This is a genomic window from Nonomuraea rosea (assembly GCF_039539705.1).
Taxonomy (GTDB): Bacteria; Actinomycetota; Actinomycetes; order Streptosporangiales; family Streptosporangiaceae; genus Nonomuraea; species Nonomuraea rosea.
The window spans coordinates 71,935-96,187 of the sequence record NZ_BAABDQ010000020.1 but is presented as its reverse complement, the minus strand read 5'-3'; the positions used below and the strand labels follow the sequence as shown (position 1 = coordinate 96,187).

Annotated in this window: 21 protein-coding genes; 11 read left to right on the top strand and 10 right to left on the bottom strand. The window is 69.2% G+C overall.

The features are described 5' to 3' along the window. Position 1: 1 nt before the first annotated feature. Both ABEA43_RS37190 and ABEA43_RS37185 read right to left on the bottom strand, forming a co-directional pair. Positions 2–949, bottom strand: coding sequence for a ribonucleotide-diphosphate reductase subunit beta (locus ABEA43_RS37190; protein ID WP_345569386.1), 948 nt, complete (start codon positions 947–949; stop codon positions 2–4). Further along, complete coding sequence (locus ABEA43_RS37185) at positions 946–2,262, bottom strand: MFS transporter (protein ID WP_345569384.1); 1,317 nt, start codon at positions 2,260–2,262, stop codon at positions 946–948. The genes ABEA43_RS37190 and ABEA43_RS37185 overlap by 4 nt, the downstream gene beginning before the upstream one ends. A 165-nt stretch (positions 2,263–2,427) precedes the next feature. Here ABEA43_RS37185 and ABEA43_RS37180 point away from each other — a divergent pair, with 165 nt between their 5' ends. From ABEA43_RS37180 to ABEA43_RS37170, 3 genes are all read left to right on the top strand, one after another. Next, positions 2,428–2,940 carry a VOC family protein gene (locus ABEA43_RS37180; protein ID WP_345569383.1) on the top strand — a complete coding sequence of 171 codons (513 nt, stop codon included), beginning with the start codon at positions 2,428–2,430 and terminating at the stop codon, positions 2,938–2,940. Positions 2,941–3,241: 301 nt separating this feature from the next. Then, entirely contained in the window at positions 3,242–3,649 is a 408-nt protein-coding gene (locus ABEA43_RS37175; protein ID WP_345569382.1) for a Zn-ribbon domain-containing OB-fold protein, read from the top strand. Further along, positions 3,646–4,773, top strand: coding sequence for a thiolase C-terminal domain-containing protein (locus tag ABEA43_RS37170; RefSeq protein WP_345569381.1), 1,128 nt, complete (start codon positions 3,646–3,648; stop codon positions 4,771–4,773). Before ABEA43_RS37175 ends, ABEA43_RS37170 begins: the two co-directional genes overlap by 4 nt. A 421-nt stretch (positions 4,774–5,194) precedes the next feature. Here the strand turns inward: ABEA43_RS37170 and ABEA43_RS37165 are convergent, their stop codons facing one another. The 3 genes from ABEA43_RS37165 to ABEA43_RS37155 all read right to left on the bottom strand — a co-directional run bounded on the left by ABEA43_RS37165 (position 5,195) and on the right by ABEA43_RS37155 (position 9,196). After that, complete coding sequence (locus ABEA43_RS37165) at positions 5,195–5,446, bottom strand: SCO4226 family nickel-binding protein (RefSeq protein WP_345569379.1); 252 nt, start codon at positions 5,444–5,446, stop codon at positions 5,195–5,197. A gap of 295 nt (positions 5,447–5,741) precedes the next feature. Next, positions 5,742–8,036 (bottom strand): acetate--CoA ligase family protein, encoded by a 2,295-nt coding sequence (locus ABEA43_RS37160; RefSeq protein ID WP_345569377.1) that lies wholly within the window; start codon positions 8,034–8,036, stop codon positions 5,742–5,744. 5 nt (positions 8,037–8,041) lie between these two features. Continuing rightward, on the bottom strand, positions 8,042–9,196 hold the full coding sequence (locus tag ABEA43_RS37155) for an acyl-CoA dehydrogenase family protein (RefSeq protein WP_345569375.1): 1,155 nt from the start codon (positions 9,194–9,196) through the stop codon (positions 8,042–8,044). Between the two features lie 109 nt (positions 9,197–9,305). On the opposite strand from ABEA43_RS37155, the gene ABEA43_RS37150 reads away from it, so the two are divergent. Further along, a complete protein-coding gene (locus tag ABEA43_RS37150) occupies positions 9,306–9,917 on the top strand; it encodes a TetR/AcrR family transcriptional regulator (protein ID WP_345569373.1) in 612 nt (203 codons plus the stop codon). Between the two features lie 17 nt (positions 9,918–9,934). On the opposite strand, the gene ABEA43_RS37145 is transcribed toward ABEA43_RS37150, so the two are convergent. Both ABEA43_RS37145 and ABEA43_RS37140 read right to left on the bottom strand, forming a co-directional pair. After that, entirely contained in the window at positions 9,935–10,753 is an 819-nt protein-coding gene (locus ABEA43_RS37145; protein ID WP_345569371.1) for a MaoC/PaaZ C-terminal domain-containing protein, read from the bottom strand. A gap of 1 nt (position 10,754) precedes the next feature. Continuing rightward, positions 10,755–11,654, bottom strand: coding sequence for an SDR family oxidoreductase (locus ABEA43_RS37140; protein ID WP_345569369.1), 900 nt, complete (start codon positions 11,652–11,654; stop codon positions 10,755–10,757). Between the two features lie 74 nt (positions 11,655–11,728). Between ABEA43_RS37140 and ABEA43_RS37135 the strand changes: the two genes are divergently transcribed. The 3 genes from ABEA43_RS37135 to ABEA43_RS37125 are packed head-to-tail and all read left to right on the top strand — an operon-like array spanning position 11,729 to position 14,811. Continuing rightward, the gene (locus ABEA43_RS37135; protein WP_345569367.1) at positions 11,729–13,159 is read left to right on the top strand and encodes an MFS transporter; all 1,431 of its coding nucleotides are present in this window, start codon (positions 11,729–11,731) and stop codon (positions 13,157–13,159) included. A gap of 23 nt (positions 13,160–13,182) precedes the next feature. Beyond that, positions 13,183–13,608 (top strand): acyl-CoA thioesterase, encoded by a 426-nt coding sequence (locus ABEA43_RS37130; RefSeq protein WP_345569365.1) that lies wholly within the window; start codon positions 13,183–13,185, stop codon positions 13,606–13,608. 39 nt (positions 13,609–13,647) lie between these two features. Then, positions 13,648–14,811, top strand: a complete 1,164-nt coding sequence (locus ABEA43_RS37125; protein WP_345569363.1) for an MFS transporter — start codon at positions 13,648–13,650, stop codon at positions 14,809–14,811. Here the strand turns inward: ABEA43_RS37125 and ABEA43_RS37120 are convergent. From ABEA43_RS37120 to ABEA43_RS37110, 3 genes are read right to left on the bottom strand one after another with little or no spacing between them, the layout of a single operon-like run. Then, positions 14,806–16,314: a glycoside hydrolase family 13 protein gene (locus ABEA43_RS37120; protein WP_345569361.1), complete on the bottom strand. Its 1,509-nt coding sequence runs from the start codon at positions 16,312–16,314 to the stop codon at positions 14,806–14,808. The two genes, ABEA43_RS37125 and ABEA43_RS37120, sit on opposite strands and share 6 nt — an antisense overlap. A 16-nt stretch (positions 16,315–16,330) precedes the next feature. After that, the gene (locus ABEA43_RS37115; protein WP_345569359.1) at positions 16,331–16,711 is read right to left on the bottom strand and encodes a globin; all 381 of its coding nucleotides are present in this window, start codon (positions 16,709–16,711) and stop codon (positions 16,331–16,333) included. Positions 16,712–16,761: 50 nt separating this feature from the next. Beyond that, complete coding sequence (locus tag ABEA43_RS37110) at positions 16,762–17,625, bottom strand: mechanosensitive ion channel family protein (protein ID WP_345569358.1); 864 nt, start codon at positions 17,623–17,625, stop codon at positions 16,762–16,764. 1,108 nt (positions 17,626–18,733) lie between these two features. Here ABEA43_RS37110 and ABEA43_RS37105 point away from each other — a divergent pair. From ABEA43_RS37105 to ABEA43_RS37090, 4 genes are all read left to right on the top strand, one after another. Beyond that, positions 18,734–20,284: an NsdA family TPR-like regulatory protein gene (locus ABEA43_RS37105; protein ID WP_345569357.1), complete on the top strand. Its 1,551-nt coding sequence runs from the start codon at positions 18,734–18,736 to the stop codon at positions 20,282–20,284. Beyond that, complete coding sequence (locus ABEA43_RS37100; protein ID WP_345569355.1) at positions 20,281–20,763, top strand: GNAT family N-acetyltransferase; 483 nt, start codon at positions 20,281–20,283, stop codon at positions 20,761–20,763. The genes ABEA43_RS37105 and ABEA43_RS37100 overlap by 4 nt, the downstream gene beginning before the upstream one ends. A 357-nt stretch (positions 20,764–21,120) precedes the next feature. After that, positions 21,121–22,338, top strand: coding sequence for a DMT family transporter (locus ABEA43_RS37095; protein ID WP_345569354.1), 1,218 nt, complete (start codon positions 21,121–21,123; stop codon positions 22,336–22,338). Between the two features lie 272 nt (positions 22,339–22,610). Further along, positions 22,611–24,248 carry a tetratricopeptide repeat protein gene (locus ABEA43_RS37090; RefSeq protein WP_345569352.1) on the top strand — a complete coding sequence of 546 codons (1,638 nt, stop codon included), beginning with the start codon at positions 22,611–22,613 and terminating at the stop codon, positions 24,246–24,248. Positions 24,249–24,253 lie beyond the last annotated feature (5 nt).

Sequence of the window (24,253 nt, the reverse complement as noted above, 5' to 3'; positions counted from 1 at the left end):
GTCACCCTCCGGCGAGCTCTGGTTCGATGCGAGAGACCATGTCCTGGATGTCCGGCGGGAGCGCGATGCCCACGTCCACCAGCTTCATGTGCAGCTGGCGGATCATGAGCCGTCGGACCTCCTCCGGCGACCAGCCCAGCGATTCGAGGGCGAGCCGGCGGCTGGTGGCGCCGTTGATGGCGAGGATCGTACGGAGCGTCTCGTGGATCTGGAGCAGCAGCCGTGGATCCTCCTGCACGGAATCGCGCAGGAACCGCATCCCGAACTGGACATGCCTGGCCTCGTCCCGGCACGTGGCGGTGAAGCCGGTGTAGTAACCGGGCAGGAACCCCCGCTCCCGGCAGTAGGTCAGCGTGATCTTCATGACGGACAGCGCCAGCACGCCCTCGATCCACAGGAAGTACGTCGTCCCGTAGCGCACCCGGGCGGCCGGATCCTCCGGGTCCTTGCGCAGCTCGTCGGCCTGGTACGCGAGCAGTCCGAACGGCCCCACGAACGTCTCGGAGACGTGCTCGAACGACGCGTCCAGCACCTCCTGCACCGAGTCGCCCGGCATGCCCACCACTTCACGATAAAAGCGGTCGAAGAACACGGTGTGCCGCGCCTCGTCCTCGATCTGGCTGGACATGTAGATCTTGGACTCCTCGGAGCCGCCCAGCATGAACACCGGCAGCTCCACCTCCACCTGCCGCTCCCCGTGGTGGAAACCGGCGGAGATCCCCACGAAGGCGTCCCGTTCCTCCTGGGACATGCCCTCCCGCCAATCCACGACGTCCTGCGTGAAGTCCAGCTCGTAGACGTCCCATCGCTGGCGCAGGTAGCGCTTGTAGAGCTCGGTGTAGTCGGGCAGGCGCTTGAGGTCGCGGTGCACGTACGCGAGCACGTCGTCGATGTCGAGATCGCGGATGCCCCGCAGGTCGGAGTCGGCGACGGCGGACAGCTCGTTCACCCTTCGGCCTTTCCGACAGCCACTGCGGCGGGAACGGGGGCGGCGCGCCGCCACGGTCCATTGAACAGCAGGATCGCGGGGATGAACAGGACGAGGCAGCCCAGCGCCACGAACAGCCACGTCTGCCAGTTCGTCGCCTCCACCACGTGCGGGATGACCAGCAGCCCGATGACGGCGATGCCCTTGGTGAGGAATCCGAACAGCCCCCACGCCGTCCCCTGCAGCCGCGGGTCGGCGTCCTCGGCGTCCTCGGAGTAGTTGGCCATCCAGGGTGCGTACGCGATGCCGAGCGAGCCGCCGAGCAGTGCGCCCACCACCATCAGGGTTCCGGTGGACACGCCTTCCTGCCCGAGCGAGACGGCGAGGTAGGCGGTGACGAGGACGGCGGCGATGGTTCCGCCCAGCGTGAACGGCTTGCGCAGCTGGAACCGGTCGGACAGGCGCCCTGTTACGATCAACGTGATCAGGTTCAGACTCCAGAACGCCGCCATGATCGTTGAAGCCTCCGCACTGCTGATACCGAGCGCCCCGACCAGCATCGTCTGCCCGAAGAGCGACAGCGTGATGTAGAGCACCAGCCACAGCGAGATGCCGATGACGTGTGCCCAGATGTTCCGCCGGACGAAGAGCGAGCGGATCCGCGGCGGCTGACGCAGATCGACGACCTGGGTCGCGGCGCGTTCGGTGTGCTGGATCCTGGCCCGCAGCTCGGGCGACAGGTCCGCGATGTTGAACGCGATGACCACTGAGATGACCAGCGAGAAGCACCCCATGATGACGAACTGCGAACGCCACGAGTCGTCGAAGATCGGCAGGGTCCAGGCCGCGACCGCGGCGGCGAGGAAGTTCGCGCCGACCGGGCCCCAGGTCCAGAAGCCGAACGCCTGAGCCCGTCCCATGCGCGGGGAGAAGTCGCGGATGAGCGGCGCGGTGCTGGCCATGGCCACGCCGTCCACGAAGGCCAGCACGATCCTGGCGATCAGCAGGTCGCGCGGGCTCTGCACAAGTGTCATGGCGAAACAACAGACGGCCGTCAGGGCCATGAGCGGGATGAGCAGGCGCACCCGGCCGATCCGGTCGGTGAGCCTGCCGCCCAGGATGGAGGCGATCGCCCCGGCCACTGCCGCGGTGCCCGACACGGCGCCGTACGTGGCCAGTGACATGTTCAGATCTTTGAGGAGAAGTGGCACGACGGGTGCGATCTGCCCCTCATAAGAACCGATCAGGATGGCCAGCACGGCCATCGTGAGGATCTTCATGCGCCGGGCGCCGGTCGGATATTCGTCGAGCTCGCGGACGTAGGACAGCCTCATGGCTAGCCTTTCTGGTCGGCTGGACCCCCGTCAGTAGTTCTAGAAGCAAGCTCTAGAATCTACTTCTGAGATGCTGCTCCTCACATCGCTTGACGTCAAGAGTGCGCGCCCGGCCGCCGCGCTAGAATCAAATTCTAGGATTCGCTCGGAGTAAGGAGTCGTGCATTGGACCTGGAACTCGACGGCCTCGACGTGTCCTTCGACCACACAGCGGTGGCCGCGCCCCGGATCAGGGACCTGCTGCCGATCTACCACGACCTGCTCGGCGGCCGGCACCTGGGTGGTGGCGGCGACAACCGGGTCGCCGGTTATCGCACGTTGCAGCTCACCTACCCGAACGGCGGCAAGGTCGAGCTCATGGAGCCGCTGGCCGGATCGTCGTTCTTCGACAGCTTCTTCGAGCTCACGCGGGGGAGGGGCGGGGTGCACCACCTCAACTTCCACGTCGCGGATTTGGACGCGGCGGTGGCCCTGCTCACTGGCCGCGGCTATCGCCTGCACGGCCTCAAGCAGGGGGATGTGCGCTGGCGGGAGGTGTTCCTGCATCCGAAGGAGGCGCATGGGGTCCTGATCCAGCTCGCCCAGCCGGGACCACGCTCGCCGGACGAGCCGCGCCCGACCCTGGAGCAGGTCCTGGCCGGCCACGGCCGAAACGGCACCGGCACCCCAAGCCCCTGACCTTCCGCCGCCTCAGTCCCGAGTCCCTGACCTTCGCCTGTCTCATGCCTCGATCTGAGTCCCTGGGCTTCCGCTGTCCCGGACTTCGGACCCAAGTGCCTGGCCCTCCGCTGTCTCGGACCTCCGCCCCCAAGCCCCTGGCCTTCCGCTGCCTCGCGTCTCGCCTCCGAGTCCCTGGCCCTTCGCCGTCTCATACCTCCGCCCCCAATATCCCGCCGGGGTGGGGTCTGGGTGGTGGGCTCTTCCCTTGGCGCGGAACATAGATCTAGAGTGGAATTCTAGAACTAGATTGGGGAGGCCGATGAAGCCGGCACCTAGGCCCACGCCAGAAACCCGGCCGTTCTGGGACGGCGCAGCGGCGGGAGAGCTCAGGATCCAGCGCTGCCAGACGTGCGAGCGCCACTACTTCTACCCGCGTCCGAGTTGCCCGCACTGCGGCGGCGATCAGGTCGAGTGGGTACGCGCGAGCGGCCGCGCGACCCTCTACTCGTACGTGATCAACCATCGCCCCGCGCCCGGTTTCGAGGAGGAGGGGCCGTACGCGATCGCGGTCGTGGAGCTGGAGGAGGGCGTGCGCATGATGACGAACATCGTGGGCGTCGCGAACACCCCCGAGAACCTGCCGCTGGACATGGAATTGCGGGTGGTGTTCGAGCAGCGCGGGGACGTCCACGTGCCGCTCTTCGAGCCGGTCGGAGGCGTCGCATGACCATCGTGATCGCGGGTGCGGCGGAGACCGACGAGGTGGGCCGGCTCCCGAACCACTCGACCATGCAGCTCCACCTGGAGGCCGCCAAGAATGCGCTGGCCGACGCGGGGATGACGAAGGATGACATCGACGGCGTAGCGACCGTCGGCACACCCGGCCCGATCCAGATCGCCCACGCGCTGGGGATCACGCCGACTTGGCTGGACGGTACGGGCGTGGGCGGGTCGTCGTTCCTGTTCCACGTACGGCATGCCGCCGCCGCCATTCGCGCCGGCATGTGCCGTACGGTGCTGATCACCCACGGCGAGTCGGGCAGGTCGCGCGTCGGGGCGCCCCGCTACGGGATGGGGCCGGACTCGTTGCTGGGGCAGTTCGAGCTGCCGTACGGGGTGGTGGGGCCGCCGACGTCGTTCACGATCACGGCCCTGCGCTACATGAAGGAAACCGGGCTCACGCATGAGCAACTGGCGCAGGTGGCGGTGGCGCAACGCCGATGGGCGAACCTGAACCCGAGGGCCATGTACCAGGACCTGATCACGGTGGACGACGTGCTCGGGTCGAAGATGGTGGCCTACCCGTTCCACCTCCTGGAGTGCTGCCTGGTGACGGACGGGGGCGGCGCGCTCATCGTCACGTCTGAGGAGCGGGCTCGCCGATCGCCGGTCTATCTGCTGGGGTCGGGTGAGTCGGCGGAGTCGCCGATCATCTCGCAGATGGAGGATTTCACCAGCTCCAAGGCGTTCAGGGTCTCGGGCGAGTCGGCCTTCGCCGAGGCCAAGATCGGGCACGAGGATGTGGATCACCTCATGGTGTACGACGCCTTCGCGCACGTGCCGATCTACGGGCTGGAGGACCTGGGATTCGTCGGGCGCGGGGAGGCGGGCGCGTTCATCACCGAGGGGCACACGTCGCCTGGCGGGCGCCTGCCCTTGAACACCAACGGCGGCGGCCTGTCGTACACACATACCGGGATGTACGGCATGTTCGCCATCCAGGAGTCGGTACGCCAGCTGCGCGGCGAGGCGGCGGCTCAGGTGCCGGGGGTGGAGGTGAGCGTGGTGCTGGGGAACGGCGGCATGTTCGCCTCGGCCGCCACCTTGGTCTTGTCGAACCACCTGCCCTGAGCAGCGGCTTGGGACGCGGAGTTCCGCCGCCCGCGCTGGGCGCCGCCGGCAGGTCCGGGCAGGGCTCGATGCGTAGTGGAAGCTCGCGCCGGGTGCCGGCAGGGCTCGGCCGGTGCTGGCGGGGCTCGGCCGGCGGTGGGCTTGCCTGCTGTCGGCCATCGAATGGAGCTTGGGCGGTCACCAGGCAAGGTGGCGGACTGTCGGCCAGGACGGTGGGAGGGCCGCCGCGAGGCGAGGCGGAGGAGCTTCAGCCAAGACGGTGGAGGGCCGTCATCAGGTGGGGCGGAGGGCCGTCTCCGGGTGTGAACGGAGACCGTCTGCGGACATGGTTTGGCTGGCTGCCGGGCGCGGGCGGACCGTCATAGGGCACGGCTTGAGCGGCCGCCGGGTGGGGCCGGTGGCCGTCCAGCGCCGGGGTGCACTACTCCACTTCGATCGGCAGCTCGTAGATCTCCGTAGTCGGGTGGCCCGCCTTCTCGTGCACGCGCAGTACGGCCTCCTTGGACGGGCCGGAGGACAGGCAGAACACCTTGCCCGAATCTGGGTCGAGCCAGGCGCGCTCGAAGTGCACGCCCTCGGCGTCCTCGATCGCCAGGTCGCGCTCGTGCGCCTCCCGCAGCTGCTCCTCCGTGACGCCCACGAATCCGCTGTGCACGTCCATGAACTTCGCCATTGCGAACCCCTCTTTCCCTTTTCAAGGGATGGCGTTCCATCGCGTTCCATCTCCGTGCCATCGTCGGCCGGATTCCGCTTCTGGGCCATATCCGAAAAGCAAGAAGCAATGATCTTTTCCGACCCTTGTGGTGCTTTTTGGGGACTTGTCGGAGTTCTGCATGCTCGAAGGGCGCGCTGATCTTCTGCGGGTCGCTCCCATCGGGGAGGCCCGGCACGGTTGATGGCTGGGTGGCCGAATCCTGGTCTGTCTCGGCCACCCAGGCACCGCCCCGGGACGGGGCGGTGCAGGGCGACTACAGGGTGCGCCAGGTCACCAGCGCGTCCAGGGCCTCGACGTGGGAGCCGGTGACCAGAAGCGGGTTGATCTCCAAGGACTCCAGCTCGTCGCCCAGGGTCTCCGCGAAGGCGGCGATCCTGGCCACGACCTCGGCCACCGCGTCCAGGTCTGCCGGCTCGCTGCCCCTGGCCCCCTGAAGGAGCGCCGTGCCCCGCAGCTCGGAGAGCGCCAGGCGTACCTCCTCGGTGTCCACTGGCAGGACGCGCAGCGCGGTGTCACGCAGCACCTCCACCCAGATTCCGCCGAGCCCGACGGCCAGCGTGAGTCCCCAGGCGGGATCCCGGACGAGCCCGACGAGCAACTCGACGCCGCCGCTGCGCTGCGGCTGCACGAGCACCCCGGCCAGCGCTGGCACCGCCCCACTGCTCGCCGCCGCTCCGGAGCCCCCTGGTCCGGAGCTTGCCGCCCCGGCACCTGCCGGTCCGGAGTCCGTCGGCCCGGAAGACGAGAGTCCAGAAGGTGAGAGTCCGGATGGTGAGAGTCCGGATGGCGGGGGTCCGGAAGGCGGGGGTCCCGATGGCGAGGGTCCGGAAGGTGAGGGTCCGGAAGGTGAGGGCATCGCGTTGATCAGGGCGCGGTACGCCTCCCGCACCTCCTCCGCCCCCGACAGCCCGAGCCGGACGCCCCCGATGTCGCTCTTGTGCCCGAGCCCTTCGGCGGCGATCTTGAGCACCACCGGATACCCGAAGCCCTCGGCCGCCGCGACAGCCTCCGGCTCCTCGCGTACCAAGGCAGACGGCACCACCGGCAGGCCCGCCGAGGCGAGCAGGGCGGAGGCGCGGTGCTCGGCCCACACGCCCGTGGCTCCAGGCGGGGCGGGACGGGGCTCGCAGGGGAGCGCGGGCGGCCGGGCCAGGACCCGGGCCCGCGCCTCGGACCAGCGGACCGCCGCGCCGATGGCGTGCAGCCCGTGCTCGATCCCGCCCGCCACGTACGGGAACCCGGTCTCCTGCTGCACCCGCCGCCCGAACTCCGTGACATCGGTCAGTACGTTGCTCACCACCACGACGGGCACCGGCGACTCGGCGATGCGGCGCGCGCTGGCCGAGTAGAGGGCGAAGGCGGGAGCGGGGTCGGGCGGCGTGACCCTGGGCGGCTCCGACAGCAGCATGACCAGGTCGATCCCCGGATCGGCGGTCACCACCTCCAGGGCGCGGCCGAGCAGGGTGCGGTCGATGAGGACGTACCCGGTGACGTCGAGCGGGTTCGCCACGGTGCCGAAGGACGGGACGATCTCCGCCAGCCGCGCCACCGTCTCAGGCGCGAACGGCGGCAGCTCCAGCCCCTCGTCCTCGGCCCGGTCCGCGATGATCTCCGAGGCGCCGCCGGACGGCGTGACGACGCCGACGCGCCGCCCCGGCAGCGGCCCCGTGGCGGCGAGCAGGCCGGCCGTGATGATGAGGTCCTCCAGCGAGCGGACCCTGATCACGCCGAGCTGGCGCAGCGCGGCGTCGATGACATCGTCGTCGCCCACCAGCGCGCCCGTGTGCGCCTGCGCGGTGTGCGAGGCCAGCCGGCTGCGGCCGATCTTGAGGGCCACGATCGGCTTGCCCGCCTGCAGTGCGCGCCGCGCCACCCGCGCGAACTCGGCCGGGTTCCTGATCGTCTCCAGGAACAGCGCGACGACCTTCGTGGCCGGATCGTCCACCAGGTAGTCCATCACGTCGGTGACGGCGACGACCGACTCGTTACCCATCGAGGTGAGCAGGCTGATGCCGACGTTGCGGGCCTGCGCGAAGGCCAGCACCGAGCTGGCCAGCGCGCCGCTCTGCAGCACCACGCCGACGGAGCCGCGCAGCAGCGGCTCGGCGATCGGCAGCCCGTACGGGGTTATGTCGGCGGCGGCGTTGATGTAGCCGTTCCCGTTCGGTCCGAGGATCGTCAGCCCATTTTCCGCAGCGAATGCCGAAATTTCGGACTCCAGCCGCGCCCCCTCCTCACCGGCCTCCCCGAACCCGGCCGTGAGGATCACGTAGCACCGGATCCCGAGCTTGGCCCCCTCGCGCAGCACGCCGAGCACAGCGGCCGTCGGCACCATGACGTAGGCCAGATCGACGGGCTCGGGGATCTCGGTCAGGCTGCGGAACGCGGGCGAGCCGTGCACGACGCCACCACGCGGGTTCACCAGGTGCACGGACCCGGCGAAGCCGTGCGTGCGCAGGTTGAGCAGCGTGCTGATCGACCACCCGGACTTGTCCGTCGCCCCGACGAGCGCGATCGAACGCGGATTGAACAGCGCCTCCACCGACATGTGCGTCACTCCCCGATGAGCCCGAGCCGGGCGTGCCCCTTGATGAGGTTGCGGGCGATCGTGCGCCGCTGGATCTCGTCGGTCCCCTCGAAGATGCGCAGCAGCCGCAGCTCCCGATACCAGCGTTCGATCGGCAACTCCTTCGTGTACCCCATACCCCCGTGGATCTGCAGCACCCGATCGACCACCTGGTTTGCCATCACGGCCCCGTTGAGCTTGGCGATCGAGGAGGCGTGCCGGGCGTCCATGCCCTCGCTCACCCGCCAGGCGGCGTACAGCGTCAGCCACTTCGCCGCCTCGATCTCCACCTGCGAGTCCGCGATCATCCACTGGATGGCCTGGTACTCGGAGATCGTCTGGCCCATGGACTTGCGGATCTTGGCGTAGTCGATGGCCATCCCCAGCATGCGCTCGGCCGAGCCGATGGCCCTGGCCGGGATCATGTAGCGGCCCTGCCCGATCCACTGCATGGCCAGGTCGAAGCCCTTGCCGAGCTCGCCCAGGATGTTCTCCTCCGGCACCCGTACGTCCTGGAACACCAGCGCGGCCGGGCCCCACTCGCCCATGGTCGGGATCGGCTCGGACTTCCAGCCCATGTCCCTGTCGACCAGGAAGCAGGTCGCGCCGTACGGCTCGGCCACGGCGAACACCATGACGAAGTCGGCCTCGCTGCCGCCGGTGATGAACGTCTTCTCGCCGTTGATGACCCACTCGCCGCCGTCCCGCGTGGCGCGGGTGCGGATGTTGCGCGCGTCGGAGCCGGCGCCCGGCTCGGTGATCGCGAAGCAGGAGCGGCGCTCACCCTCGATGGTCGGGATCAGGTAGCGCTGTTTCTGCTCGTCGGTGCCCGCGTACAGGATGTTGTCGGCGCTGCCGCCGAACGAGAACGGCACGAACGTCCTGCCGATCTCCATGGCGATGATCGCGGACATGATCGGGCCGAGCGCCGCGCCGCCGTACTCCTCGGGCGTGTTGATGCCCCAGAAGCCGGACTTCCTGGCCTTGGCCCGCAGGTCGCGCACGACGTCGGGGTCGATCGCCGGGCGCCCCGCGCGCTCGTTGCGCAGCACCTCGGGCTCCAGCGGCATGATCTCCTTCTCGACGAAGGACCGGACGGTGTCGCGGATCTGGCGTTCCTCGGTGCTGAGCGAGAAGTCCACAGCCGCCTCCTCCTGTTATTTCTAGAATCGTTCTCTAGGAATAGATTCCAGCGGTGACATCGTCCTGTCAAGAATCAGATTCTAGAATTTGGCGCGATATGATGCCGTCATGGCACGTAAGTCCTCGTGGGAGTGGAGCCGTACGGCCCAGACCCGCAAAAGCATGCTGCAGGCTGCTCGCGAGGTCTTCAGCGAGCACGGCTTCGCCGACTCCAACGTCTCCGAGGTCGTCGCCCGCGCCGGATCCAGCGTCGGCAGCCTCTACCACCACTTCGGCGGCAAGACCGAGCTGTTCCTGGCCCTCTACGAGGACCACCAGGCAGCGCACGAGCAGGCCTCCGCCGCCAGCGTGGCCAAGGCCAAGAAGGCGGGCGTGGACGATCCGGTCGAGCTGCTCATCGCCGGCGCCCGCGCCTACCTCGCGGGCGCGTGGGACCGGCGCGACCTGGTGCGGCTGTTCATCGACGGCGACGGGCCGCCCGGGTTCGAGCTGATCCGCCGCACCAGGGGCAGGGAGTGGGTACGCCAGAACGCCGTGCTCCTCGGCGCCGGCGGCGACCCCCTCGACCGGTTCACCGTGGCCGTGCTGACCAGCATCATCGGTGAGGCCGCCCGCGAGGTCGCCACCTCCGACACGGAGGAGGAGGCGCGCGAGATCATCGAGGCGGCGATGTCGCTGATCCACCGCCTCGATCCTCTCAAGGTCCTCGAAGAGACCTGACCTCCACTTGAAGAGGCTCAGCCGATCGTCGCGCGCCCCCGGTCGATCACCACGGTCCCGTCGTCCTTGGCGGTCCTGAACACCACGTCGGACCCGTCCGCCCAGATCGACACCGTGAGCGATTCCCCGGGGAAGACCGGGCTGGTGAATCGCCCCGACATCGCCCTGAACCGCGCCGGATCCGACCCGGCCACCGTGTGCAGCAGCGCCCGGCCCGTCACCCCGTACGTGCACAGGCCGTGCAGGATCGGCCGGTCGAACCCGGCCCTGGCGGCGAACTCGGGATCGCTGTGCAGCGGGTTGTAGTCGCCGGACAGCCGGTAGATCAGCGCCTGCTCCGGTTTGGTGGAGTAGGTCACCTTGTGGTCGGGCGCCCGGTCGGGCAGCGTCCACGCGTCCTTCGGCCCACGGTCGCCGCCGAACCCGCCCTCGCCCCTGATGAACACCGCGCTGCGATTGGCGATCACCACCTCGCCCGTGCTCAGGTCCACGGCGGTGGCCTCGGTGGTCACCAGCGCGCCCGAGCCCTTGTCGTAGATCCCCGTCACCTTCGTCGTCGTCCGCACGCCACCGGCCGCGGGCAGCTCCGCGCGCAGCTCGAAGGCCTGCTCGGCGTGGACCAGCAGGGCGGGGTCGAAGTCACCGAGCCGCCGCCCCGGCGCCTGTGCGGCCAGCACCGCGAACGTGGGCAGCACCCGCTGCCCCTTCTCCGTGGTGAACTCCAGCTCGGAGAGCCCGGCTCCGACGCCGAGCGCGTACAGCATGGTGTCCTTCGAGGTCCACGTGCGCTCGTGCGGCGGGCTCTCGATGCCGATCAGGCTGTGGTCGAGCGCCATGTCAGTCCTCCCGTCCGGGAATGCGGCCGTTGGTGAGTGCGTTCGGCGCGGCCTTGTCGACCAGCGCGGGGATGACGGAGCCCAGCTCGGCCGGGTCCCACCGGCTGCCCTTGTCCACGCCGGGGCCCGCGTGCCAGCCCTCGGCCACGCTGATCACGCCCGCCCGCACGTTGAACACGCGTCCGGTGATCGCCCTGGCCTCCGCGCTGGACAGCCAGACCACCAGCGGCGCGATGTCGTCAGGGTCGGCGCCGGTGGCCCCGGCGGGCATCAGGTTCTCCGTCATGCGGGTGAGCGCGGCGGGGGCGACCGCGTTCACGGTCACGCCGTAGCGTTCCAGCTCGCGGGCCGCGATCACGGTCAGCCCGGCGATGCCCGCCTTGGCGGCGCCGTAGTTTCCCTGTCCCGGGTTACCGTAGATGCCGGAGGACGAGGTCGTGTTGATGATCCGCGCATCCACCCGCTCGCCCGACTTCGCCTTGCTCCGCCAGTAGGCGGCGGCATGGCGCAGCGGTGCGAACGTGCCACGCAGGTGCACCCTGATCACGGCGTCCCACTCGTCGGCGGTCATGTTGACGAGCATCCGGTCGCGCAGGATGCCCGCGTTGTTGACCAGCACGTCCAGCGTGCCGAAATGCTCGACGGCCGAGCGCACCAGCCGCTCGGCGCCGTCGAAGTCCGAGACGTCCTCGCCGTTGACCACGGCCTGGCCGCCCATGGCCTCGATCTCCGCCACCACCTCGGCGGCGGCCCCGGAGGCCCCGGTGCCGTCCACCTCCGCGCCCAGGTCGTTGACCACCACCTTCGCGCCCTGCCGGGCGAACTCCAGCGCGTGCCCGCGCCCGATCCCCCTGGCCGCGCCCGTGACGATCACCACGCGGCCTTCGACGATCCCACTCATCCGACACCTCGATCCTTGACCGGCTGACGATGTGAACTAGATTCTAGTATTAAAATCTAGAAAGGACACGGCCCTTGCTGGCTACGACCACTCCCGTCGGTTACGCCTGGCGAACGCTGTCGGTGGTGAGCCTGGCCAGCGTGCTGACCGGACTCGGCGGCAGCGCCATCAACGTCGCACTCCCCGAGATCGCCAGGCACACCGGAGCCGACGCCACGGCCGCGGGCTGGATCCTCCTGGGCTTCCAGTTGACCACGACCGTCCTCATGGTGGTATTCGGGCGCCTCGCGGATCTGTTCGGCAGGCGCAGGATGTACCTCTTAGGACTGGCCACGTACACGGTCGCGGCCCTGCTGGCCGGTATGGCGCCGAACGCGTGGGTGATCGTGGCCATGCGGGTGGTCCAGGCGGTGGGCGCGGCCATGCTGCTCACCAACAGCGCCGCCCTGGTCAGCGACGCCTTCCCGCGCGAGCGGCTGGGGGAGGGGATGGGGGTCTACGTGGCCTCGTTCTCGATCGCCGGGCTGATCGGGCCGACGCTCGGCGGCCTGCTGGCCGCGAGCCTGGGCTGGCGGTGGGTGTTCTGGTTCAACGTGCCGATCGGCCTGATCTGCCTGGTCTGGGGCGCCATCGTGCTGCGGCCGACGGTCAGGGACGAGCGCGAACGCGGGCTCGACCTGCCGGGGAGCATGCTCGTGCTGGTCACGCTCGGCGGGCTGCTGCTGGCGCTGTCGGAGTTCACCAGGCTCGGCTGGGGGCACCCGGTGGTGCTGGCCGGGCTGGCCGGCTTCGTCGTGGGGCTGCCGCTGTTCTTCCTCCAGGAGTCGCGGGCGGCGCATCCGGTGGTGGACCTGAGCCTGTTCCGCGACCGGGCGTTCGCGTTCGGCACGCTCGCGTCGTTCCTGAACGCGGTCGCGCGGATGGGCATGGTCTTCCTCGTCGCCCTCTACTTCCAGGCCGTGCGGGGCGACGATCCCGTACAGGCCGGGTTGAAGGTGCTGCCGCTGGCCATCGCGGCGATGATCGCGTCGGTGAGCTCGGGCTTCCTGCAACGCCTGATGAGCGCCCGCACGCTGGCCGTGGCCGGGGCCTCCGCGACGACCTGCGGGCTGGTCGCCATGCTGGCCGTGATGTCCTCGTCCACACCGTACGCGGCGGTGGCCGGCGCGCTCGTGCTCATCGGGCTCGGGTCGGGCGTGTTCCTGCCCTCCAACACCACCGCCATCCTGGACGGCCTGCCCTCGGAACGGCTCGGCATCGTCAACGCCATGCGCCTCATGCTGCAGAACACCGGGAACGTCGTGGGCACCGGACTGGTCCTGTCCATCATCACCGCGCCCCTGCCCGCCGCGCTGCACCAGAGCGTCTTCGCCGGCACCCTCTCCCACCTCCAGAACGGCGCGGTCGAGCAGCTCGTGACCGGCTATCGCTGGGCGCTCAGCACCATGGCCGCGATCTCGGTGCTCACCGTGCTGGCCTGCCTGGCCCGGCGCAAGGCCGGCTGACCCGGCCCGGTACGGTTGCTGACGTGGTTGAACGCACCCAGGCCCAGCGGCACGTCTACCTCAGGACGGTCAGATTCGCCGACATCGACTCCCAAGGCCACGTGAACAACGTGCGCTTCCTCGACTATCTGGAGGACGCCCGCTTCGGCATGTTCCACATCGATCCGCACAAGGCGGGGGACGAGCCGTTCAAGGGCCTGGTCGTGACCCGCCACGAGATCGACTACCGCCGGCCGCTCGGCTTCCGCGCCGAGCCCGTACGCGTCGAGTCCTGGGTCACGGAGATCCGTCCGGTGCGCTTCACGCTGCACTACGAGGTCCGCGACGACGAGGGCGTCTACGTCACGGCCAAGTCGGTGATCGCGGCCTACGACGTCGAGCGGGAGGCCCCGCGCAGGCTCAACGAGAGCGAGCTGGCCTATCTCAAGCGATACGCCGAGCCGGCCTAGCCGCTACCGCAAATCCCCTCGCTACCGGAAGATCAGGTTATGAAGCGCTGGTTGATGCTGGCGCTGGGCGTCAACGCTCACGCCAGCGTCACCTTAGGCCTCTTCGGCCTGCCCCTTGTCATGCCAGAAATAGAGCGACATTTCGGTGTTCCGATGCCGGTGGCCGGAATGATCGCGAACGCCCCGGCCATCGGCATTCTGATCGCCCTCGTCGCGTGGGGCGCGCTGGCCGACAGGCACGGCGAGCGGCTGGTGCTCGGCACCGGCGTGGCGCTGGCGGCCGTGCTGTTCGCCGCCGTCGCCTACGTCGAGCAGACCTGGGTGGTGATCGCGCTGCTCGCCCTGGCCGGCGCGGCGGGCTCGGCCGCGATGGTCGGCGGCGGGCGGATCGTGCTGCGCTGGTTCGAGCCGCCGGAGCGCGGCATGGCCATGGGCCTGCGCCAGGTCTCCTTCACCCTCGGCATGGCGATCGGCGCCTTCGCGCTCCCGCCGACCGCGCAGGCGTACGGGCTGCCGGGCGTGCTCATCGTGTGCGCCTGCGTGAGCCTGCTGGCCGCCCTGCTGGCCGCGCTCTTCCTGACCGAGCCGCCGCACGACCTCGCCGCGTCGGGCACCGCGCCGGCCGGGACGCCGTACCGGCAGCCCGCGCTGTGGCGGGTGCACGCCACCAGCGCGCTGCACGTGGTCCCGCAGATCGTGGTCAGCACGTACGGCGTGAGCTGCCTCGTCAAGCTCTACGGCTGGGACAGCGTGGGAGCGGGCCAGCTCTTCGGGGTGGCGGCGATCGGCGGGGCCGCGGTGCGCATCGCGGCCGGGCGCTGGTCCGACCGGACCGGGCTGCGCATGCGGCCCCTGTTACTGATCACCATCGTCAACCTGGGCGTGCTGGCGCTGCTCGTCGCCGGCACGATCGGGCGCACCTGGCTCGGGCCCTTCATGATCGCCCTGGCCGCGGTGATGACCGTGGCCGGCAACGGGCTCGCCTACCTCGCGGCGGGCGAGCTCGCCGGGCCCACCTGGGCGGGCCGGGTGCTCGGCACCCACAACACGGTCCAGAACTCCGTCTCCCTGGCCGTGACCCCGCTGGCCGGCGTGCTCATGGCGAACGCGGGCATGTGGACGGGCTTCGCCGCCGGCCTGGCGTGCGCGCTGCTCTCGCTGCCCGTCATCCCTTGGCGCGACGAGCAGCCCAAGGGGTTATGACGCGCGCCGCAGCCACACCGCGGTGTCCGGCGGCAGCAGGTCGCCCTTGATCGGGCCGCTGGACAGCAGCACGCTGTCGTGCTCGGGCAGACGTACGGGCTTCAGGCCGCAGTTGACGGCGCAGATCAGCGAGCCGCGGGTGAAGAAAAGCACTCCCTCGGGAGACTCCAGCCACTCCAGCGTATAAGGAATGGATCCGGCCAGGTCACGGCGGCAGGCCAGGGCCCGGCGATAGAACTCCAGCGTCGAGCCCGAGTCGCCTTCCTGCTTCTCGACGCTCAGCTCCGCGAACGTCGCCGGCTGCGGCAGCCACGGCTCCACCCCGCCCGGCGAGAACCCGTGCGAGGGCGGGTCCACCGTCCACGGGATCGGCACCCGGCAGCCGTCGCGCCCCGGCAGCGTGCCCTCCGACTGGAAGAAGACCGGGTCCTGCCTGGCCTCGTCCGGCAGGTCGGTCACCTCGGGCAGCCCGAGCTCCTCGCCCTGGTAGAGGTAGGCGGAGCCGGGCAGGGCCAGCATCGTCAGCAGCGCCGCCCTCGACCGCGCCAGCCCCGTGCCGGGGTCGGCCGTCTCGTACCGGGTGCGGTGGCGTACGACATCATGATTGGACAGCACCCACGTCGCGAACGGCACCGCGGCCAGAGTGTCCTCGATCACCTTCTTGAACGCCGTCGGCGACCACGGCGCCTGCAGCCAGGCGAAGTTGAAGCTCTGGTGCAGCTCGTCGGGCCGCAGATAGAGCGCGAGGTCCTCGGAGCTGTCGGTCCACACCTCGCCCACGGCCATCCGTTCGCCCGGATAGCCGTCGAGCACCTTGCGCCATTCGCGATAGACCTCGTGCACCTCGGGCTGCCCCCACACGGGCGAGACCGACTTGAACGACTGGTCGCCCACGTCCGGCAGCCCTTCGGCCTTGTAGAGCCCCATCGCCACGTCGATACGGAACCCGTCCACCCCGCGATCCAGCCAGAACCGCAGGATGTCGAGGAACTCGCGGTGCACCTCAGGATTGCGCCAGTTGAAGTCGGGCTGCCCCGGCGCGAACAGATGCAGGTACGACTGCCCGTCCGCCACCTTCGTCCACGCCGGCCCGCTGAACGTCGACTGCCAGTTGTTGGTCTTGTCGCGGAACATGTAGCGATCGCGCTTCTCGCCCCGCAGCGCAGCCTGGAACCAGGGATGCTCGGAGGAGCTGTGGTTGGGCACGATGTCCACGAGCACCTTCAGCCCCTGCTCGTGCGCGTCGGACACCAGCGCCTCGAAGTCGGTCAGCGTGCCGAAGAGCGGATCGACGCCCCGGTAGTCCGCCACGTCATAGCCGCCGTCGGCCATGGGGGAGGGGTAGAAGGGCGTCAGCCAGATGGCGTCGACCCCGAGCCGCGCGAGGTACGGCAGGCGCTCACGCACTCCGGCCAGATCGCCGACGCCGTCTCCAGAGGCGTCGGCGAAGCTGCGAACGTAGATCTCGTAGACGACGGCGTCGCGCCACCAGGGGATATCCATGTGGCGGTCATGCCCGTTATGTGGGCGAGTTCACCAGGCTTTGGGCCGCGTAGACCAGATAGTCCCAGAGCTTGGCAGACTGCTCCTCGGTCAGATCGAGGGAGTCGACCGCGTCGCGCATGTGCCGCAGCCAGGCGTCGCGCTCCGGCTCGCCGATCACGAACGGCATGTGGCGCATGCGCAGCCGCGGGTGGCCGCGCTCCTGGCTGTAGGTGTTGGGGCCGCCCCAGTATTGGGCCAGGAAGCCCCGCAACCGCTCCTCGGCGCCCGCCAGATCGGGCTCCGGGTAGAGCGGCCGGAGCAGCGGGTCGTCCGCGACCCCCTCGTAGAAGCGGTGCACGAGGCGCCGGAAGGTCTCCTCGCCGCCGACGGCGTCGTAGAAGGAGGTCTCAGTCACGCCCCTAGCCTATGGTGTGCCGCGTCCTGCGGCACACCACAGGGGTGGCGCTAGGCGCCGGCGACCATGGGGATGCCCGCGGTGTCGAGGGCCGACTTGACCCTGAGCCGCATCTCCCTGGAGACCGCGGCCTGCTGCGAGGGCAGCGTCTTGACGCTGATGCGGAACACCAGCGAGCTGTCGGAGAGCTGCTCGACGCCGAACACCTGCGGCGGCTCCACGATCTTGGCCTCGCGGAGCTCAGGGTCGGCCCAGATCTCCTCGCCCACGTGCTCAAGGAGCACCCGTACGCCCAGGATGTCCGCGTCATAGGCCACCGGGACGTCCATGTACGCCCGCGACCAGCCCTGCGACTCGTTCCCGATCCGGGTGATGGTGCCGTTGCGCACGTACCAGACCCGGCCGTCCACGTCGCGCAGCCTCGTCACGCGCAGGGTCACCGCCTCGACCGTGCCGACGGCGGCGCCCGCGTCGATGACGTCGCCCACGCCGTACTGGTCTTCGAGGAGCATGAACATTCCCGCGATGAAGTCCTTGACCAGCTCCTGCGCGCCGAAGCCGATGGCCACGCCGAGGATGCCGACGCTGGTCAGCAGGGGAGCGATGGGAATCGTCAGCCGGTCGAGCACGGTCAGCACCGCGGTGCCCATGATGACGATGGACGCGACATGCTTGAGCACCGAGCCCATCGTCTCGGCCCGCTGCTTGCGCCGTTCGTGCAGTAACGCGTCGATGCCGTCGGTCGCCGCGCCCTTGCGGAACCGGCTGGTGAGCGACCCTCCCTCGGCCGCGCGGTTGACCACCTTGGTGATCAGGCGGTGCGCGACTTTCCGGATGATGACGGCCAGAACAAGGATCAGGACGATGGTGATCGCGCTGGCCACCAATGGCGCCCAGGGGGCGTTGCCGAACATCCCAAACACCGTAGAGCAAAGGGGGTCTTCCTCGCAGTAACCTCCGATGTTTTGGGTGACCTTCTCCACGTCGAGAATCGATGATGGCGATGGAGAAGCGGGTGGTGGCGACGTTGTCACCAGCAGTAACACTGGGTGGATCCCCCTCCGGAAGCGGTTCGGTCGACTCTTTTTGGACCGTTTCGCATCCAAAAATACCGCCGACCGAACCACCCGCCGTCACATCACGCCGGGGAAGACGGGGACGCCGCTCTCTGGGCCGCGGAGGGAGAGAGCGGACGCTCCGATGACGGACGGCTCGGTGCGGGACACACACCCGGAAGCATGTCCCGTGCCGGTTCCGGGAGGGATCCCCCGAACACCCGCCTGGCGGACCAGGCGGGCGGCCCTACGAGTACGGCTCGATCGCCGTACGGCTCAAGTTGGGAACCGGCGGAGTGACCAGGGCTCCGGCAAACAGGAGACCCTCCGCACCGGCCACTCCGCCGGCTCCGTGAGGCCGCCGCGGGTGCGGTGACCCGTGGTGGCTGCGCTCCACCCGGATCACCACGTCATCACTCCCCCACAGCGGCAAGTACGCGTGCGACCTTCGTCGCGGCCCCAGCCGGATCGTCGGCCGTGTGCATCGGCTCGCCCCAGGACCAGCAGTACCACCAGTCCGGCAGCTCAGATGTCGTCGGCCGACAGGTGACGTTCTCGGAGAGGCTCGTCGCGTTCGGATTGATGACCCTGACGAACCTCCGTCCGCTCTGGGTCTGGACCACTCTTGCGAGCAACCCACGGGCCCCGAGTTCTGACACGAGACGCTGCAAGTGCTCGAAGTTGTCGTCCCCCACCGTTCGTCCCTCCTCCAGGAATCGTTGCTGGTGGGCCAAAGATGTCTCATGTCAAGGCGGGGCGCAACGAGGGTCTGCACTCACGGGGAGTTGCTTCTCCCTTATCGGTTGTAAGAAACGCACTCTCGGAGGACGATCCTTATCCGTACGCTGGAAGAGCGTTCCCAATCTGTCGCCGTTGCTTCATAGTCATGGGTAGTCGCACAGCGACATCGAGGCTACGCTGAGTCACCAGTTGCGAACCGGTCGAGACATGTGTGAGAGGGGCCGGGATGTCCGGCAGACAGCACAGGGAGACGGAGATCGCCCGGCGGATCCGAGCCAAGGGTTTGGCCACCGGGCGTACTTCTGCCCAGATAGCTGATGAGATCCACGAAGCGTGCACGACCCACTTCACCACGACCCGGATAAAGGCTCATCGCCTGTCCTACGGGATCGCGCTGGCCGACGTCATCGAACAGGTGAGAGCCCTGTTCGAACGTGACTCGAAACCCATGCCCGGCATCGGCGAGACCCTCCTGTCCGCCTATGAGAGCGGGCTCAAGCGCCCAGGCCCCGAATACCTCCACTACCTGTGCACCGTCTACCGCGTCGAGCCGCTCGCGCTCGGCTTCGACGGTCCGTGCATCTGCGGCCACGGCCACCGGATGCCCGGCGTGCTGGGGGGCGAGAAGGAGCGGCCGCTGCTGCCGACGCAGCGGGAGCTGTCGCTCCAGCCGATGGTCACGGAGCCGGACGCCGAGGACGACGAGAACATCCTCCGCCGGACGTTGTTAAATCTGCTGAACACCGACACCAAGCTCTCCCAGCAACTCGACGGACCGGTGCTGGGCGCGTGCGAGGGCATCAGGCGCCGGATGGACGAGACGATGGTGTCGGCCACCGTGTCGGCCGCGATGCTGGACGCGTGGGAAGAGACGACGATCAGCTTCGGCCGCCAATACGCCACGACCGCCCCCCTGAGACTGCTGTGCGACGTGCTGCTCGAACTGAGCGCCGTACGCACGGCCATGTCCCGTCGCCAGCCCATCGATATCCAGGAACGCCTGTGCAGGATGGCGGCCCAGCTGGCCGGGCTGAGCGGCATGATCATGATAAACCTGGGCGACCACCGGCTGGCGCGCTCGTTCTTCCGCACCGGCCGTACGGCGGCGGACGAGACGGGCGACCGCGCGCTGCGCGCGTGGATCACGGCTCGCGAGTCGCTGGTGCCCCTCTACTTCGGCGACGCCCGCGAGGCGCTCAACCTCGCCAAGAAGAGCCGTGACCTGGCGGGCTCCACGCCGTGCCCCGCGCAGGCCATGGCCCCGGTCGTCGAGGCCAGGGCCCTGGCCATGCTGTCGGGCACCGACAGCAAGAAGGAGGTCGTCGACCAGGCCAAGCGCGCGCTGGCCCGGGCCAGGAACGCGTTCTCCCACATGAAGTCGGAGGACCAGGAAGACCTCGCCTTCGGCTACACCGAGCGGCAGCTCTACTTCTACCAGGGCGACGTGCTCACCAAGCTCGGCCAGACGATCGAGGCCGAGGTGGTGCTGGACCAGGCTCTGGGCAAGTACGAGGACCACATCCTCGACCAGACGCTGATCAGGCTCGACCAGGCCCAGTGCCGGCTGATCGACGGAGACGTCGACGAGGCGCTGAAGATCGGCACGCAAGCGCTCAACATGGTCGGCGACGAATATCTGACCGACTTCATCGCGCGTCCCGCCCTGGCGCTGGAACAGGCGATCGTGGCCGCGGACGCGGGCGCTGCGGGTCTCGAAGACTACCGGGCCGCGTTGCGCCGGCCCAAACAGCCCCAACTGAAGGGGGGCGGTGCATGAAGATCCGGCGTTATCGCTGGTCCGATCTCGACACCATCCTCGCACTCCACCGGGTCTGCCTCGCAGAGGTGGGCCTGGTTCCCGGTGACGGCGTCTACTACGACGACGACTTCCCGCGCATCCAGGAGATCTACCTGGCGTGCGGGGGAGACTTCCTCGTCGGCGCGGTGGGCGCCCGGGTCGTCGCCATGGGCGGGCTCAAACCCGTCGACACCGGGACCGCCGAGATCTGCCGGCTCAGGGTCCATCCCGAGTTCCAGCGGCGCGGTTTCGGCGCGGCCATGCTCATCGCCCTCGAACGGCGCGCGGTGGAGCTCGGGTTCCACAGCGTCAGGGGTGACACGACCCTCAACCAGGAGGCCGCCCTGGCGCTGTACGCGCGTCAGGGATGGCGGGAGCTCTCCAGGCAGCAGGTGGGCGACCTGATCGTCGTCTACGGAGAGAAACGCCTCATACCGCCTTCGCTTCTCGAGTTCTGATCAACTGCACCAGACGGCCCCATGTTCCCCCTCCGGGGCCGCACGCGCTTTTCTCCGGTGATCTCTCCCGGATCCCTCCGGCGTGACCGCACCGCCGAGCCTCTCCCCGTCACAGTGGGTGATCGCTGCCCCGGCAGCTCATTGGGCAATTGCCGCCAAATCCTCATGACGTATATGTAGGAAATGGCCGGGTAGTTGCTTCGTCGGATAAGGATGTACGCGCTCGCGGGTGAGGCTCTTACCACCCGGGTGTAGAGGACCCTAACCGGCTGCTGGCTGTACATCCATGGCTGCGAATCGTAGTGGGATGCTTTTGCCATGGCAGTCGTGCCCGCTCCCAGACCCCTCCAGGGAGCCGTGCTTCTGTTGTTCGTCAGCGCCGCTTGGGGGTCGGCGTTCCCGCTGATGAAAGAACTCATCCACCGGTTACCTGTCGAGGATCTGCTCGCCGAGCGCTACCTGATCGCCGCCGCGACGCTGTTCCTCCTCAGGCCGTCCTGCCTCCGGGGACTGCCACGGGGGACGTGGGTCAACGGGATCCTGCTCGGGCTGATGTTCGGGGCCGGCCAGGTGGGCCAGGCCATGGCGCTGCACAGCCTGCCGTCGTCCGTGTCCGGCTTCGCCGTCGGCTGCAGCGTGGTGATCACCCCGATCCTGGCCCTCTTCCTGCACAAGGCGAAGGTGCCGAGGCGGGTCTGGGCCGGCGTGGTGCTCGCGCTGGCCGGCATGACCGCCTTCACACTTCTGCGCGGGGTGGAGGAGCACCAGGTGTCGGTGCTGGCCCTGACGGTCACGCTCGCCGCCGCGGCGCTCTATTCCGGCCACACGCTGCTGCTCGCGCGGCTGACCAGTCGTGGGACGCGTTATCACGCCTTCCCGCTGACCGTGATCCAGCTCTTCACCATCGGACTGCTCACCGGGGTCTTCGCGGTGCGCGACGGGATCACCTTGCCGGCCACCCTTCCGGACTGGGGGGTTCTGGCCCATCTGTCGGTGGTTTCGTGCGCGCTGGGCTTCCTGGCCCGCTCGTACGGCCAGGCGTACGTGCCCGCCGTGCCGAGCGCGATCCTGATGTCGTCACAGCCCGTGTGGGTGGCCGGGATCTCGGTGATCTGGTTCCAGGAGCAGGTCGGCTGGAGCATGATCGTGGGCGGCGGCCTGATGGCGGTCGCGATGCTGCTGGCCGTGCCGGAAAGGGTCGCGGCGGGAAAAGGGCGCAGGCGTGAAGGCGGGGATTCGCTCGCCGTGGCGGACAGAGCGGCCAAGGTGCTGGCCGGGCTGCGGGTCAAACGTGCGGATCCGGTGCGGCTCGACGGCGGGCCGGTGCCCTATCCGGTCAAGTACGCCTGCGGGGACGCGGAGTCGTGTCCCTGGCACACCCGCTCACTCAAGGGCGGTGGCGAGCCCAGCCTTGAGCGGCTGATCGATCGGGCCTCCGCCATCGTCCGCGCCAGGAGCCTGCCTGGCCCTGGCTGCTGCCGGTCTGTGACGTTGCTCGGCCGGTGTCTCTGCGAGCTGATGGAAGAATCCGGGCAGGGGCGAACCACTGCATTGCATCGCTGGTTTCGCTCCTAACAGGTTAGATATCCCAATCAAAAGGCAAGTGCTTCTTATCCATTAGCCTCCCACTTATTCGCCATAAATCTTGATATTCGGTGGGGTGCCCTAATAATAGTGAATTAACCCCAAGTGGAGAGGTTCGTCATGAAGCGCATCGTTGTCCGCAAGCCTGGTACCGCAAGGCTCGCAGGGACCTCCAGCGTCATTCACAAGGGGTGACCGAGGAGAGGTCCCACCTCAGAGTTCAGGGTGAACCACCCGCCCGATGGGGGGCCGCGCGGCTGCTGATGCCACTGATCGACGGGCATCGGCGGCCACGCGGCCCCTACACTGTCGCCGCCGCCTTGCTGGGCCATCTGGTGCCGCAGGCCATGGAGCGGACAAGCGACCTGGTGGCCGAACACGACATCGAGATCAGGGCCGCGGCACCGGAGCTGGCCGAGCTCATTCCCGCGCGACGGGTGCCGATCGACGAGAGCCTGCCGGAGGACGAGCGCATCCTGGTCCCCGCGCCCCGCCGTACGCTGCGGCTGGCCAACGGGCTCGCGGAGTTCTTCCGTGACGTCGTGCGTCCCGGGCGGGCGATCGCCGTCTGCAACACCGCTGAGGCCGATCCCACGGACATCGAGCTGCTCGACGTGATGACGCGGCGGATCCCGGCCGCCACGCTGACGGTCATGCTGTACTCGGGCGGCCCTGAGCCCGCGCCCGACACCCGCGGCCCGGACGAGCTGTGGGCCGTGGTGGACCGCTGTACCCGTGAGGGGTTCCTGCACGCGATCGTCGAGCTCGGGGAGCTGGGCATGGCGCGTACCGAGCCTGGCGGGGAGCGCTGGTGGCGCTTCGCCCAGCGCACCGCGACCGCGCTCGGGGGCCTCGGCCGCGTCGCGGAGGCCCGTACGGTGTGGGACCAGGTGCGCGGGACCAGCCAGGACCCGGCGATGCACGCCGCCAGCGCGTACGGCACCGCCATGCTCGACGCCCGCAACCCCGACCCGGCCCGCCGCGACCTGGCCAGGGCCAGAGCCTGGATCAACGAGGCGATCGCCATCTCCAGCCTCCTGCCCGACCCCGCGGAACGGGCCTTCAAGCTGGGCTTCGACCGCAACGGCCTGGCGCTGATCGAGCTGCGGCACGGCCGGCTCGGCGCCGCGCTGGCGCTGGTCGAGTCGGCCATCGAGCTGGCGCGCGAGCTGGGCGAGCACCATCCGCTGCACCGGATGGTGCTGCTGGCCAACCGGGCCCAGCTCTTCGCCGCGCTCGGGGACACCAAGGAGGCGCTGGAGGACTACGCGGCCGCGATCGCGATGAATCCCGCCTTTCCCGACTACTACCTGGAGCGGGGGAACCTGCTGGCCAAGCTCGGTCTGCGCGAGGAGGCGCTGGCCGACTTCGAGCGGGCCATGCGGGCCGGGCCGCCGCTGCCCGAGGCGTACTACAACCGCGCGGAGCTGTGCGCGATCATGGGCGACACGGAGTCGGCCCTCGCCGACCTGGGCCGGGTGATCGAGCTCGACCCCGCCTATCTGGACGCCTACATCAACCGCGCCGGGCTGCTGGCCGCCTCCGACCGGGACGAGGAGGCCAGGGCGGACGTCACGGCCGGGCTCGCCCTGGATCCCGCCAACCCGCACCTGCTCACGGTGCTCGGCCAGATCGACACGACGGCGGGCCGGCTCGCCGCCGCCCGCTCGGCGCTGGACCAGGCCGTGGAGCACGCGCCCGGCCTCGCCGCCGCCTGGGGGAACCGGGGAGTGCTGCGGTACGCGGCCGGCGACGTGGAGGGCGCGGTCGAGGATCTGACGCAGGCCATCGAGCTCCAGCCGCACGCCGACCTGTACGCCAACCGCGCCGTCGCGCTCCATGCCCTGGGCCGCGACGCCGAGGCCGAGGCCGACGAGCTCCGGGCGGACCGGTTCTCCTGATGGGG